The sequence below is a fragment of the Streptomyces sp. NPDC041124 genome (assembly GCF_055592385.1).
In genome coordinates this window covers 184,691-198,543 of record NZ_JBVIYR010000007.1, presented here as the reverse complement: position 1 = coordinate 198,543, position 13,853 = coordinate 184,691, and the positions used below count along the sequence as shown (strand labels likewise).

The window sequence follows — 13,853 nt, the reverse complement described above, 5'->3', positions numbered from 1 at the left end:
TCAGCTGCTCGCTTTCTCGTTGTCGGTCAGGGAGGTCGAAGGGGCCGGGGATCCCGGGGCCGTCGTGGCCGGGCGCGGTGCCGGCACCGGGGCCGCCGGGCCCAGCCGCTGCCGCAGCCGGCCGGACACATGGCGGGCCCACAGGCCCCACATCGCCCATCCCGGAGCGCGGTCGTCCCGGGCGTACCAGGCCAGCTCGCGCCCGCCGGGCGCGGTGCGCAGCGCGGCGAACGGCGCGTAGTTCTCCACCACGAACGCCCGCCCGGCCACCGGATCCCCCTCCGGAAGCGGACGGCCCGTCAGGTCCAGGTGCAGGGCGCGTACGACATCCACGCCCGCGCTGTCCGCGAACAGCCGGAACTGGGCGCCGGGGCGCGGGTTGAAGTCGAGGAGGTGGTAGCGGCCGGTCGAGCCGCAGCGGCGGAAGTCGAGGTCGAGGACACCGCGGTAGCCGAGCGCGTCGGTGACGCGTTCGGCGAGCGCGACCACCTCGGCGTTGGGCGTCCAGTGGCCGACCGCGGTCAGTCCCGCGCCCCGCGGCCAGGACAGCCGCTTGCGGCCGGGGCCGCCCGCGCGGACGAGCCCCGTACCGTCGGCGTAGCCGTGGAAGAACCAGTCCCGGTCCTCGCCCGGCGGCAGATACGCCTGGAGCAGCAGCGGGCTGCCCGCCTCGGCGGTGCGCGCGTGCAGTTCCCGGGCCTGCCGCTCGGAGTGCACCAGCAGGGTGCTGCGCAGTCCGCTGCCGGGCGGGAGCAGCCAGGGCCGGCTCCACTTCGCGACCAGCGGGAAGCCGAGCCGCCGCGCGTCGTCGGCCGCGGCGCCGGGGCTGTCCGGGACGAGCGTCGTGGGGTGCGGGATGCCGGCAAGGGCACACACGGCGGCCAGCCGGGCCTTGTCGGCGACCCGTTCGGGCAGCGTGGCGGGCATCTCGGGCAGCAGGTAGGACGGCGCGAGGTCCTCGCGCAGGCGGGCCGCGGCGATCGCGGTCGCGTCGTCCATCGGGATCAGCACGGCCGGACGCGCCACCTGCCCGGCCACCCGGCGCAGCACGGCGAGGATCTCGTCCGCGGACGCCCCCGGTGACGGCGGGGGATGGATGCGGCGGACGTAGCGCGAGCGCCCCACGGGACTTCCCGCGCAGTCGGCGACGACGTGCACGTCCACACCGGCCCGCCCGAGCGACCGTACGGCGCCCAGCGTTCCGTGGTGAAAGGGATTCCGGTCGGTCCGCAGAACTACGGCGGGAACTCCGGTGTCAAGCATTGACACGCATTCTCACTTTCCTCTGGCACCAGCTCACCCGCACGGGGTATCGCGGCACTCGAAAGCCGCAGTGGCAGTGGCAGCGTCTGATTTCTTATGACTGACTTCATATGACTGTTCGTCAACAGCGAGACATCAGGCAGCAGGCTGACGAGAGCGAGAAGAGGAGCAGCCAATGGCCCACAAGCACAGGCGGGTCCGGGCCCGCACCATGGCCGTGGGCGCGGCGGCGCTCGTCGTGTCGGCCGCCCTGGCGGCCGGCCCCGCGGCGGGGGCGGTGCGGGCCGACGGCTCCCGCCCCGCACCGCCGGGACCGACGGAGCCCGCCGCGCGGGCCGTCCCGACGCCCACCATCCCCACGCCCGGCATCTCCGTCCCGGAGATTCCGCGGATCCCCGAGTTCCCCGAGATCCCGGGTATGCCGGTGCTCCACCCGCCGACGCCGGCCCCGACGTCCGCCCCGCCGCAGGGCGGCGGTGTACCGGCCTTCGGCGCCTTCCTCGCCTCCGACGAACGCGGCGTGGCCCGCATGGAGCAGCTCAGCCGCTGGCTGGGCGGCGCGGAGCTGCGCGTCGGCCACACCTACCTGCCCGGCAACCGCTGGAGCGACATCGAGGGCGACATCCGGTTCCTGGAGTCGTGGGCGCGCTGGCGCAACGCCGACGACGACCGGATGCTCGTCCTCAACGTGCCCCTGCAGGAACGCAACGAGGAGGGCGTCTCCGACGAGGACGTCCGCCGGCTGCTGCGACGGGGCGCCGCCGGTGAGTTCGACCACCACTTCCGTGCCCTCGCCGAGCGGCTCGTCGACCTGAAGGTGCCGGACACCGTCCTGGTGCTCGGCTGGGAGATGAACGGCGTCACCTACACCCACCGGTGCGGACCCGACCCGCAGGCGTGGAAGAAGTACTGGAACCGCATCGTCGCGACCATGCGCGCGGTGCCCGGGCAGAAATTCAGGTTCGACTTCACCCCGAGCCGCGGCCGGGACGCCGTCCCCTGGACGGAGTGCTACCCCGGGGACGACACCGTCGACATCATCGGAATGGATTCCTACGACCAGCCGACCGGGATGTCCTTCGACGAACAGGTGAAGGAACCCTACGGACTGCAGGCGCACGTCGATTTCGCCAAGGCGCACGGCAAGCCCATTTCCTACCCGGAATGGGGACTCTTCCGCAACGGCGACAATCCCGAGTACATGCGGCGCATGCTCGCCTGGATGGATGAACACCGGCCGCTCTACAACACGGTGACCGACTACTGCCCGCACGGGGTGTGGCAGTGCGACGACAATCCCGAATCGTCCCGCGTCTACAGAAGCGTGCTCCAGGGACGCACCCACGACGCCGGCCCCGACGCCACCCCGGCACCGTCCGCGCCGCCCGGGGAACTGCCCCCCGGCACCTGCTCGCCGCTGGACCTGGGCGGCCTGGTGGAGTACTGGCTCGGCGGGAGGCTCTGCGTCCGCTTCGACTGGTGGTCGCGCGACCGCTAGGGCGGACCGTGCCGGGGCCGAGGGGACGCGGGCCGTCCCGGCCCGCAGCACCACCGTCACCGCGGCACGTCGGCGGCGGCGGCCGGGCCCGGCACCGAGGCGGCGGGCGCCGGGCCGTCGTGCCGGCCGCCCCGCCTCGGCCGCGCGAGCAGGGCCAGTCCGCCCAGCAGTCCGCCCGCGCTCGCCCCCACCAGCGTGGTGAGCGCCGTCGACGCGGTCGCCGGACCGCCCGGCTTCACGGCGCGCGAGAACTGCACCAGCCGCACCTGGGTGCTGCCCTCGGTGTCCTCCGCGTGCCGGGTCAGCGCACGCGAGACCGCGTTCGCCATGTCGACGGCCTCCTCGGACCGCTCCGAGGTGGCCGTCACGGACACCATCGGCGCGTCCGGCGAGGTCGCCGTGCGCACACTGTCCCGCAGCGTCCCGACCGGCACCCCCGCCCACACCTGCGCGTCGCCGAGCACCGCGAGCTGGGTCGCGACCCGCCCGTAGGCCTGGGCGAAGCCGCGGGCGGCGTCCGGCGTCGCCCCCTTCGCCGGCACGGCGACGACATAACTGGTGGCCGTGTACGACGGGGGCGTGAGCAGGCCGTACGCGCCGCCGCACAGTCCGCCGAGGAACGTGCCTGCCACCAGCGCGGACCAGGCCGGCAGCTGCTTGACGCGGTCCAGCGACGGAAGGCGCCGACGGGTCGGGTTGTCGGTCATGACGGGCTTGCTCCCTTAACGTACGGGGGACGGCGACGAGCCGGACACGGCTGCCCGGTACACGTCCATGAGGCGGGCGGTGCTGCGGGTGATGCTGTAGTGGCGCGCGGCCCGGCCGGCCGTGCGCGGGGCGAGGCCCGCCGCGCGGACCTCCGCGATCGCGCGGGCGTACGCGTCCGGGCCGCCGCGCACCCGCCGGGCACCCGCGGACGCCGCGGGCGGCAGGTCCTCGATCGCCGGGCAGGACGCGTAGAGCACCGGCAGTCCCGACGCCAGCGCCTCCACGGCGGCGAGCCCGAAGGCCTCCTCCGCGGACGGCGAGGCGAACAGGTCCATCGCCGAGGTGAGCGACGGCAGATCGGGCCCCGGGGAGCCGTCGGGAAGTCCGGGGCGCTCACCGGTGAACAGCACCCGCCCGGCCACCTGGGCCTCACGGGCCGTGCGGCGCAGCAGGTGCTCCTCGGGGCCGCCGCCCACCAGCAGCAGCCAGTGGTCCTCCGGCAGCAGGGCCAGCGCCTCGACGAGGACGTCGAACCGCTTGCCGCGGGCGAGCCGGCCCACGCCGCCGATCACGAAGGCGCCCTCCGGCAGACCGAGGCGCCGCCGGGTGCGCTCACGGCGCTCCGGATCGAAGCGGAAGCGGTCCACGTCGATGCCGTTGGGGACGACCTCGATACGCGGGGCGGGCACGCCCCAGCGCTTCAGCCGGTCGGCCACCGTCGGGGAGACGGCGACCGTCGCCGAGCCGAGCCGCTCGCTCGCCAGGTACAGCGCCCGCACCCCGGCCGTCAGCCGCCGCCCCTCCATCTGCGAGTCGCCCAGGGAGTGTTCGGTGGCCACGACCGCGCGGACCCCGGCGACCCGGGCCGCGAGCCGGCCGTAGACACAGGCCCGGTACAGGTGGGTGTGGACCAGGTCGTAGCCGCCGGAGCGGATCACCCGCACCAGGCGGGGCAGGGCGGCCAGGTCGCGGTTGCCGGCCATCCCCAGGTGCACGACGCGGACCCCGTCCGCGCCGAGCCCCTCCGCGACCGGGCCCGGGTTGGTGAGCGTCACCACGTCGCACTCGACGGGCAGGTGACGCAGCAGCAGCCGCAGCTGCAGCTCGGCCCCGCCGACCCCCAGACCGGTGATGATGTGCAGCGCCCGCATCACACGCCCACCACCGCACGCCGGCGCAGCCGGTGCAGCTTCAGCTTGAGGTGCAGGCGCAGCGCCGTGTCGTCCTGCCCCACGTGCGCGCGCGGCAGGGCGTGCGGCCCGGTCAGCGGGCCGGGATCGATGGCGCAGGCGTAGGCGTAGCCCGCCTTCCGTACGGCCTCGACCGCGCGGGCGTCGACCGTGCCGTACGGGTAGCAGAAGCCCGCGGCCGGGGCGCCGGTCAGCTCCTCGAGACGGGCGCGGCTCCCGGCGACCTCGGCGGTGAGGGTGGCGTCGTCCGCGCGGGTGAGGTCGACGTGGGTCAGGCCGTGCGAGCCGATCTCCACGCCCTCCTCGGCGACGCGCCGGATGCCGTCCGCGGTCAGCAGCGGCTTGCGCGGGCCGAGCGGGTCCCACTCGTTGTCCCCGCCGAGCCGTCCCGGCAGGACGAACAGGGTGGCGCCGCAGTGGAAGCGCCGCAGCAGCGGCAGCGCGGTGGTGAGGAAGTCGGTGTACCCGTCGTCGAAGGTGAGACCGACCAGGCCCCGCCCCTCGCCCCGGGCCCGCGCGGCGAGCAGCTCGGCGACGGACACCCCGCGCAGCCCGCGCCGGCGCAGCCACGCAAGCTGCCGCTCCAGCCGCTCGGGCGTGACGGTGATGCGGTAGGGGTCGTCCGAGCAGTCGCCCACCGAGTGGTACATCGCCACCCAGGGGACGGCCCCGGAGCGGGGGTCCGGTCGCCTGCCGGCGTCGAGGGAATCAACGGAAGCGGCCATGTGTCAGCTTTCGTGTGACGGTGCGTACGGAGCGCAGCGCGGATGCGGGGCCCCGGGTGCCGAGGACGGACAGGACGAGCGGGACGAAGACGGCGGTCACGGCGAGACAGCCGGCCGCGAGCGACGCCACCGGCGACGCGAACCGGCCGGCGGCCCACGACCCGGCGGCGACGGCGAGGGCGGAGGCGAGGAGGGGCCGGCTCAGCTCGGTCAGGACCCTGCGCACCCCGACCGAGACGCCGGTGGCGGCCCCGCGGCGGGCGGTGCGCAGGCCCGCCAGCATCAGCACCGCCGTGACGGTGATGCCGGCGGCGTTGGCGGCGGCGATCCCCGCCACACCCCAGCGGCCCACGCCCAGGGCCCCGGCGAGCGACGTCACGACGATGCCCGCCGCCATCACACCGACCGGGTACCAGCGCGGGCGGCCCGCCGAGAAGTAGCAGCGGACGAGGGCGCCCACCAGGGTCTGGCCGAGCAGCCCCAGGGCGTACACACGCATCACGTCCGCCGTCGCGGCGGTGTCGGACCCGGTGAACGCGCCCCGCTGGAAAAGCAGTTCGATCATCTGCGGGGCGCAGGCGATCACCGCGCACATGCCCAGCAGCACCACACAGGAGGCCAGCACCAGGTCCCGCTCCACCCGGGCCCGGGCCCGCTCGGTGTCGCCGTCCGCGAGGGCGCGCGCCACCACCGGGAAGGTGACGGTGCACACCATCAGCGACAGCGTCATCGGGATCTGGGCGACCTTCTGCGCGTAGTTCAGGTGCGAGATGGCGCCGGCGGGCAGGGAGGAGGCCAGGAAGCGTTCGACGAGGACCTGCGACTGGCGGCACAGCGCGAACAGCAGCACCGCGGCGATCAGGGCGAGCCGCACCGGCCGTTCCCCGTCGGCCGGGCCGGTCGCGGCGGCGGTCGCGGGCCGCGGCGTGCGGGAGGCCAGTTGCCGCGACAGCGACGGCAGTTGCACGACCACCATCAGAGCGCCGCCCACCGCGACCCCGACCGCGGCGGCACGCACCCCCCACGCCCCGCCCAGCAGGAACATCATCGCGACGATGCCCGTGTTGTAGGCGACGTAGATCGCCGCCGGCGCGGAGAAGCGGCGGTGCGCCCGCAGGACGGCGCTGCAGTACCCGGCGAGCCCGAACGCCAGCAGACTGATCGCGGTGAGCCGGGTGCAGTCGACGGCCAGGCCCGGATCGGGCAGCCCCGGCGCCAGCACCCGGACCAGGTGTGGGGCCCCGGCGGCGGTCAGCGCGGCCACCGCGGCGAAGGCCAGGCACAGCCGGGGCAGCGTGGCCCTGACCAGCTCGCGGACCGGATCACCGGGAACCCCCCGGGCCCGCCGCGCCAGCGCCAGGCTGAACGCGGGGATGAGCGCGATCGCCAGCCCGTCCTCGATCAGCAGCGTCGCGCCGATCTCCGGCACGGTCCACGCGACGAGGAACGCGTCCGTGTCGCTCCCGGCCCCGAACAGCCGCGCCAGCGACTGGTCCCGGACCAGCCCGAGCAGCGACCCGGCGATGGACAGCACCGCCGTGACCAGCGCGGCCCGCGCGAGGAAACCCCGGGACGCGCCACCCTTCGCCTCGTCACCGTCACCCGCCCCGGCCGGGCGCGCCCCCGGTTCACCGACCGTACGCGCGCCCGCCGCGGGGGGACGGGGCACGCCCGGGCCGGGTGCGCCCGCCGGGCGTCCGTCCGCCGTGAGGCTGTCGCCGGGGCCGGTCCGCCGGGAGTGCAGTGCCGTCATCGCGCCACGGCCTCCTCGACCCGCCCGGGGACCTCGTCCGGGCAGGCGGTGCCCGGGCGTTCGTCGCGGGCCAGCCCCCACCACGCCGTCAGCCCCAGGGCCACACCGGTCAGCACCGTCGAGGGACCGCCGATGTCGCCGTACACGTAGTCGGTCAGCTGCCAGAGCAGCAGGCCGCAGGCGACCAGGCCGCAGTCCAGGCCGGGGCCCCGGCGGCGCACCCGCAACAGCCCGCGCACCGCGCACACCAGCAGCGCGAGCCAGCTCCCGGCGAGCGTCACCACCCCGACCAGGCCCTGCTCGCTCAGCACCAGCAGATACATGTTGTGCGGCGAGAGCAACGCCTGCTTGTGGTAGGTCTCGCCCGCGCCCTCGATGTCACTGCCCGAGGACAGGGCCAGGGTCGCGTGCCCGTCCCGGTACTCGGGGAAGTTCTTCAGCCCCACGCCGGTCAGCGGCTCCTCGCGCCACATGCTGGTGGCCGCCGCCCACAGGGTGTACCGGTCGATGACGGACTGGTCCGGGGCGTCGGCGACCTGCGTGATGCTGCCGATCCGCTCCGAGAGCATCGCCGTACCGACCCCGAACCCGCCCATGAGGATCACCCCCGAGGCGGCCACGGCGGCCCCCACCTTCAGCGCGCGCCGCAGCCCCGCCAGCACCAGCTGCACGGAACACGTCAGCGCGGTCGCGATCCAGGCGCCCCGGCTGAAGGACAGCGCCAGCGGCAGCACCAGCGCCAGCGCGCACCCGGCGGCCGCCGCCCGCTGCCACCGCGGCGCGTGGCCCAGCGCGAGCCCGGCCGCGCAGACCAGGCCCAGCGACACCGCCGTCGCCATGCCCATCACGTCCTGCGCCCCGAAGGTGCCGACGGCCCGTACGGTCTCGCCCTGGTAGGAGGCACCGGTGCCGGTCACGTACTGGTGCACGCCCACCGCCCCCTGCCACAGCGCGAGCCCCACGAACGACCAGGCCAGCACCCGGAAGTCGGCCCGGCCCCGGAGCAGCACCAGCACGACCGCCGGGACCAGCACGAAGACCTGCAGGTAGCGGCCCATGCCGCCGATCCCCGCCGCCGCCGAGCCCGCCCCCATGGCGGCGAGCGCCAGCCCCACCACGGGCAGCCCCAGCAGCACCGCCGCGCGGGGCGGCAGCGGACGCCGCCGCTCCCGCAGCAGACGGATCACGCAGTACCCCACCACCAACGCGGACATCACGTCGGCGGGCCCCGCGCCGTCCCCCGTCGACGGCAGCGCCAGCAGGGCGACCACCGCCACCAGCGGCAGCACCGGACCGAGCGAGGCGGCCCGGAGCGGGCGGGGTACGAGGACGTGGACCACCTGTCGTCAGCTCCCCGTCGGACGGACCAGCGTGGACGCGGTGCGCAGCAGGATGCAGACGTCCTGCCACAGCGACCAGTCGTCGATGTAGGCGTTGTCGAACCGGCAGCGGTCCTCGATGGAGGTGTCGCCCCGCAGCCCGTGGATCTGCGCCAGCCCGGTGATGCCGGTACGCATCCGGTGCCGGGCCGCGTAACCGGGATAGGTCTGGCTGAACTGGGCCACGAAGAAGGGCCGTTCGGGGCGCGGGCCGACGAGGCTCATGTCGCCGCGCAGCACGTTCCACAACTGGAGCAGCTCGTCCAGCGAGGTCCGCCGCAGCATCCGGCAGAACCAGCGCATCTCGTTCTCGTTGGCCACGCTCCACCGCGTCGCCGACTCGTGCTCGTCGACCGGGCGATGGGTACGGAACTTCAGCAGCGTGAACGGCTTGCCGTCCCGGCCGATGCGCTCCTGCCGGAACACCACGCCCGGTCCGTCCGCGAGCCGCAGCGTCACCGCGCACACCAGCAGCAGCGGGCTGACCAGCAGCAACAGCGTCCCCGACACCAGGACGTCCAGCAGCCGCTTGCCGAAGCCGCCCCCGCGCTCCGGGGCGAAGTCCAGCCGCCGGCAGGAGAACCCGGCCAGCCGCTCCCGCACCGGGTACGGCGCCGCGTCGGCGTCGACCTCCCACACCACGCACCCCGACGCGGCCAGCGACCGCAGCAGCGGCCCCTGTTCGGCCCGTACCGACGGATGGACGGCGAGCACCGCGCGCACCCCGTTCTGGATGACCGCGCGCTCGACCTCCTCGTCCGTGCGCAGCACCGGCAGGCCCTCGCCGCCGTCCGCCTGCCCGGCGACGATCCCCACCGGCCGCACCCCGCACCGCCGGTGGCGCAGCACGGCGGCGGCCACGCGCTGCGCGGTCGCCGGGGGACCGATGACGAGCGCGGCGCGCGGGTGCCGCAGCAACGCCGCACGCCGCCGCCCGTGCACCGCCGCACGCAGCACACAGCCCGCCGCCACCTGAGCCGCGAGCCCCGCCAGCACGGTGCCGGCGGACAGCGCCTGCTCCGGCCGGTACGCCGCCCACAGCGCCGCGACGGACGCCCAGACGACCGCCGTACGCGCGCACACGGCGGGCAGTTCGTCCAGCAGCCCCGGCAGGGACGGCGGTCCGCCGCGCGGACGCAGCAGCAGCGACGCCGCGACCAGCAGCGCGACGAGCGCGGGGTGCGGTCGCGCGGCGGCGAGGAGACCCGCGGCGAGCACGGCGGCGGCGCCGTCCGCGAGGAACAGCGGGACAGGGGAGACGGGCCGTGCGGGCGGCCGCGGGGCGGGCGGCCGGTAGCCGTGGTCGGAGCCGCGCGGCGGCACGACGGAGACAGGCGGGGATCCGTGCTCCCGCGGCGGTACGCCGGGGGAGGGCACGGTGCGTTCGGCGGTCACGAGTGGATGGACTCCCTGTGCTCGAAGGGCTCGACGCGCTGTGTCGTCCGGTCGGCCTCGGCGCCCCCGGCCACCCCGTACGGGCGCTCCCATGCCGCGGCGGGCCGGGCGCCGAGGAGATCGCGGTAGACGTCGGCGACCGCCCTCGCGGTGTGCCGCACGTCGTGGAGGGACAGCACATGACGGCGCCCCCGGTCGCCGAGGGAGGTGCGCAGCGGCGGGTCGAGCAGCAGCGCGCCGACCGCTTCCGCCAGGGCTCCCGGGTCCTCCGGCGGCACCACGCACGGGGCGGCGAAGGAGCGCGGAAGGCTCTCGCGGGCGCCGTCGACGTCCGTGACCACCACGGGCCGCCCGCAGGCCATCGCCTCCAGCGGGGCCAGCGCCATGCCCTCCCAGCGGGACGGCAGGACGACGAGGTCGGCGGCCTGGTACCAGGGGGAGGCGTCCGCGACGGCCCCCGCGAACAGCACCGACTCGGGGGCGGCCGCGCGCAGCCGCTCCCGGTCCGGGCCGTCGCCCACCAGGACGAGACGGGCGTCGGGCACCTGGCGCAGCACGGCGTTCCAGGCGCGCAGCAGGACGTCCTGCCCCTTCTGCCGGCACAGCCGCCCCACGCACACGGCGAGCGGCGCCCGCCCGCCCAGCCCGGCCAACGGCGCGAGCCCGGCCCGTACGGCGGTCGCCGGGGCCGGGCGGAAGCGCTCGGGGTCGATGCCGTTGGGGATGACGGCCCACCGGCCGGTGATCCCGGCGCGCACACCGGTGGCGCGTTCCGCGTCGCTCACGCACACCACCCGCGAGGCCCAGCGGGCCGCCCACCGCTCCCAGCGCAGGGCCAGGGCGGCGGTGGGGCCGTCCACCGCCTCGAACGACCAGGCGTGCGGCTGGAACACGGTGGGGATGCGCCCGCGCACCGCGAGCCGCCCGGCGAGCCCTGCCTTCGCCGAGTGCGCGTGCAGCAGATCGGGGCGCACGTCGTCGAGCAGCCGGGCCAGGTGCCGCACCTCCCGCGCGAGCGAGGGCCCCGGCGACCGGGTCGCCTGCCAGTGCCGCACCCGCGCGCCCAGTGACCGCAGGTGGCCGCTGAGCGCGCTGTCGGGGCAGATCGCGGTGACGTCGAGACCGTCCGCCACCTGGGCCCGGACCAGGTCCGTCACGACCCGGGCGACCCCGCCCTCCACGGGCTGGGTGAGGTGCAGGACCCGGGGTCGGCGTCCGGGCACTGACAGGTCCGTGAGTACGGTTTCCTCACAGACGCAGGTGGGCGGGACGGAGGACGGCGCACTCACCGGCGGGCGTCGACAGCGGCGAAGAGCACGCCCGCCCACGCGGCGTCACGCTGGGACGTGAGCCGGAAGGTGGCCCGGTCACCGGCGTTCGGCAGACCCTCTCCGAGGGCGAACACGTCCGAGTCGTAGCCGAGGGTGTTGGTGTACGCCGGCACCCGCGCGGGTGCCGTGCCCCGGGGGTCGGAGACGGTGGAGTTCAGCACGTCGTCGACCGGGTTGGCGCCGTCGCCGAACGCCGTGGTGGTGTCGCCCGAGGTGAGGACGAGGGAGTCGCCGGTGGTGCCGCGGTCGCCGTTGTACGCGACCATGCCCACCCGGCCACCGGCGCCGGCCGGGAACGGCATGTTCCCCAGCGGGAACGCGGCGCCCTCGCGGGAGCCCAGCGGCGCGAACCCGTCCCAGATGCTGAGGTGCCGCAGCGGCTCCGCCGCGTTCTCGTACGCCACCACCAGCGTCCAGCCGCCCCAGGCGCCGGCCGCGGACCTGCCGCCGGCCACGTTGAGCTGCGCGACCGTGTAGAGGCCCGGCTCGCTGTCCCGGACCAGCCGGGTCACGTCCGCGGAGGCCTGGAAGGCATCCGCGCCGTCGGCCACGCGGTGACCCACGACCGTGTCCGCGAGCACTTCCTTGTAGTCGCCGCCGGGCTCGGCGACCAGCACCCGCTCGTTGTCCGCGGCCGGCTTCTGCTCACCGACGAGCAGGTTGCCGCCCCAGTACAGGCGGGCGTACGTCACCCGGGAGCCGGCGGGCAGCCGGATCTCCGCGCGGGAGGAGTTGTAGGTGTTCGGGTCCTTGTCGACGTCGATGTAGCTCATGTCGAAGTCGCCGTTCACCGCGTGCGCGCCGCCCTGGACGTCGCGGCACGAGGACGCCTGCGGACGGCAGGTGGCGGAGGAGTTGGCCGCGCGCACGATGTTGCCGTGCTGGAGGGCCCGGTAGCGCTCGCCGAAGGCGACGCCCTCGGCCTCCGGCGCGGGCGCGAGCGGCGCGGAGACCGCGGGGCCGCAGGGCGCCCAGAGCGCGGCGCAGGCGAGGACGCCCACCGTGGCATGGCGAAGCAGCTGACCCAGGGATTGGCGCATGACCGTCGAGAGCCTTTCGGAACAGGTGGCGGCGGCAGGCAAGGGGAACGAGTGCGATGCGGTCCGCCCATGAGGGTGCTTCGGAGGATCGCAACTCTAGTCATCAAACGGACAAATTCGCTGAAACTCGGCTAAGGGTGGCAAGTGTGTTGGAATCGTGAAGCCAGGTGTGCACCCCGAACAGCCCGGCGCACTGCCTCACCTGCCGGAACGCGCAGGAGAGTGAAGGGCGGACCACCGAAAGGAGCACCACCGGTCGCGGGGTGCCCCGGGTCCTCTCACGGTGAGCTCAAGATCCGAAGCCCCGCGAAAGGAATCTCCATGCGCGCTCTGCCGGCACGGCGCATCGCACTCGGCGCCCTGTGCGCCGCCCTCCTGGCCGGGACCACCGGCCCTGCCGCCATGGCGGCCGACTCGCTCCCCGGTCCCGACCGGGCGGTGACGGCCGCCGCGCTGCTCGCACAGCTCGACCGGGCCGACGCGCACACGACTGAACTCGCCCCCGTCGTAGCCCTGGTGAGGGCCGTGATCGAGTCCGAGGACGGCCAGCTGCCGCCCGACCGTGCGAGGGCGCTGGGTGAGGCCGCGAGGGCCGCCGTGGCCGCGGCGGCGGACGACGACGACCCGTCGACCTCGCTCACCGTGACGACGGTGACCACCACCACGGCCACGTCCTCGACGACCCCGGCCACCACCCCGGCCCTCACACCTGCCGCAACAGTCCCGTCGACGGGCGTGCTCCTGCCGCAGGCCGGCACCACCGACCTCGTGGACGACACCCTCGACGCCGTACGGGAGGCCCTCGACGGCGTCCTGGACCTGCTCCTGCCCGAGACCGACGCCCTGACCACCGAGCAGGAGTCCACGGAGACGGCCCAGGAGGACTCGACCACGGCCGAGGAGGACGCCACGGAGGCCGAGGAGGACGCCATGGACGTCACGGATCAGGAGCTGGCGGCGGCCGACGACCTGTTGGACCGGCTGGACGAGCTCGTCGACGCGCTGACCGGCGCCGATCCGGAGGTGTCCATCCTTCCCGCACCCGCCGAGGCGGCCCCGTCGGCGTCCACCACCCCCGCCACGGTCCCGGCGCTCACCTCACTCCTGCTGTTGCCGGGTTCCTGAACCCCGCGCGGAGCGGTATTCAGTCCGTCAGTCTTTCTTGGATCTCATATGAGGACTTGGCAATCTTCGATGTCCCGGTTTCCGCTCCGGCCGGGAATCGTTGTGCAGGGCGACAGAAATCATCTCCGGCGCCACGCGGTGCCGAAGAAAGGAACACGATGAAGTCCCTGAAGGCTGCCGCCGTCCTCGCCGGGTCCCTGATCGCCGCCGCTGTCGCCGCGCCCGCGCACGCCGCGGACTCCACGGACCTGGCGTCCACCGGCCTCGACACCGGCCTGCGTACCGCGGTCCCCTTCGAGCTCATGCCGCTCAACGACTCGGACTCGCTCGTCGACACCGGTGAGAAGTCGCTGTTCGGCACCGCGAAGGAAGCAGCGGCCGTCGTGAACGAGGCCAAGCCGGTGCACGGCGATGTGGGGCTGCACGCCTGAACAGCCCGCCCCACG

General features: G+C 75.0%; 12 protein-coding genes. 3 read left to right on the top strand and 9 right to left on the bottom strand.

Going from position 1 to position 13,853, the window contains the following annotated elements; genetic code table 11:
* On the bottom strand, positions 1–1,269 hold the full coding sequence (locus tag ACZ6A9_RS20510; protein ID WP_468987453.1) for a carboxylate--amine ligase: 1,269 nt from the start codon (positions 1,267–1,269) through the stop codon (positions 1–3).
* A 169-nt stretch (positions 1,270–1,438) separates the two neighbouring features.
* Between ACZ6A9_RS20510 and ACZ6A9_RS20505 the strand changes: the two genes are divergently transcribed.
* Complete coding sequence (locus ACZ6A9_RS20505) at positions 1,439–2,761, top strand: glycoside hydrolase family 26 protein (RefSeq protein WP_468987452.1); 1,323 nt, start codon at positions 1,439–1,441, stop codon at positions 2,759–2,761.
* 56 nt (positions 2,762–2,817) lie between these two features.
* Here ACZ6A9_RS20505 and ACZ6A9_RS20500 read toward each other — a convergent pair whose 3' ends face one another.
* From ACZ6A9_RS20500 to ACZ6A9_RS20465, 8 genes are all read right to left on the bottom strand, one after another.
* Positions 2,818–3,468, bottom strand: coding sequence for a YveK family protein (locus ACZ6A9_RS20500; RefSeq protein WP_468987450.1), 651 nt, complete (start codon positions 3,466–3,468; stop codon positions 2,818–2,820).
* 15 nt (positions 3,469–3,483) lie between these two features.
* Complete coding sequence (locus ACZ6A9_RS20495; protein ID WP_468987449.1) at positions 3,484–4,620, bottom strand: glycosyltransferase; 1,137 nt, start codon at positions 4,618–4,620, stop codon at positions 3,484–3,486.
* The gene (locus ACZ6A9_RS20490) at positions 4,620–5,384 is read right to left on the bottom strand and encodes a polysaccharide deacetylase family protein (protein WP_468987447.1); all 765 of its coding nucleotides are present in this window, start codon (positions 5,382–5,384) and stop codon (positions 4,620–4,622) included. The genes ACZ6A9_RS20495 and ACZ6A9_RS20490 overlap by 1 nt, the downstream gene beginning before the upstream one ends.
* On the bottom strand, positions 5,368–7,137 hold the full coding sequence (gene murJ / locus ACZ6A9_RS20485) for a murein biosynthesis integral membrane protein MurJ (RefSeq protein ID WP_468987446.1): 1,770 nt from the start codon (positions 7,135–7,137) through the stop codon (positions 5,368–5,370). The genes ACZ6A9_RS20490 and murJ overlap by 17 nt, the downstream gene beginning before the upstream one ends.
* Positions 7,134–8,477, bottom strand: a complete 1,344-nt coding sequence (locus ACZ6A9_RS20480) for an O-antigen ligase family protein (protein WP_468987445.1) — start codon at positions 8,475–8,477, stop codon at positions 7,134–7,136. The genes murJ and ACZ6A9_RS20480 overlap by 4 nt, the downstream gene beginning before the upstream one ends.
* Positions 8,478–8,483: 6 nt before the next feature.
* Entirely contained in the window at positions 8,484–9,911 is a 1,428-nt protein-coding gene (locus tag ACZ6A9_RS20475) for an exopolysaccharide biosynthesis polyprenyl glycosylphosphotransferase (protein ID WP_468987444.1), read from the bottom strand.
* Positions 9,908–11,134 carry a glycosyltransferase gene (locus tag ACZ6A9_RS20470; RefSeq protein ID WP_468987442.1) on the bottom strand — a complete coding sequence of 409 codons (1,227 nt, stop codon included), beginning with the start codon at positions 11,132–11,134 and terminating at the stop codon, positions 9,908–9,910. The genes ACZ6A9_RS20475 and ACZ6A9_RS20470 overlap by 4 nt, the downstream gene beginning before the upstream one ends.
* Before the next feature lie 62 nt (positions 11,135–11,196).
* Entirely contained in the window at positions 11,197–12,282 is a 1,086-nt protein-coding gene (locus tag ACZ6A9_RS20465) for a DUF3344 domain-containing protein (RefSeq protein ID WP_468987441.1), read from the bottom strand.
* A gap of 321 nt (positions 12,283–12,603) precedes the next feature.
* Here ACZ6A9_RS20465 and ACZ6A9_RS20460 point away from each other — a divergent pair, with 321 nt between their 5' ends.
* On the top strand, positions 12,604–13,407 hold the full coding sequence (locus ACZ6A9_RS20460; protein WP_468987440.1) for a hypothetical protein: 804 nt from the start codon (positions 12,604–12,606) through the stop codon (positions 13,405–13,407).
* A 158-nt stretch (positions 13,408–13,565) separates the two neighbouring features.
* Positions 13,566–13,838 (top strand): hypothetical protein, encoded by a 273-nt coding sequence (locus tag ACZ6A9_RS20455; RefSeq protein ID WP_468987439.1) that lies wholly within the window; start codon positions 13,566–13,568, stop codon positions 13,836–13,838.
* The last annotated feature ends 15 nt before the right edge of the window (positions 13,839–13,853 follow it).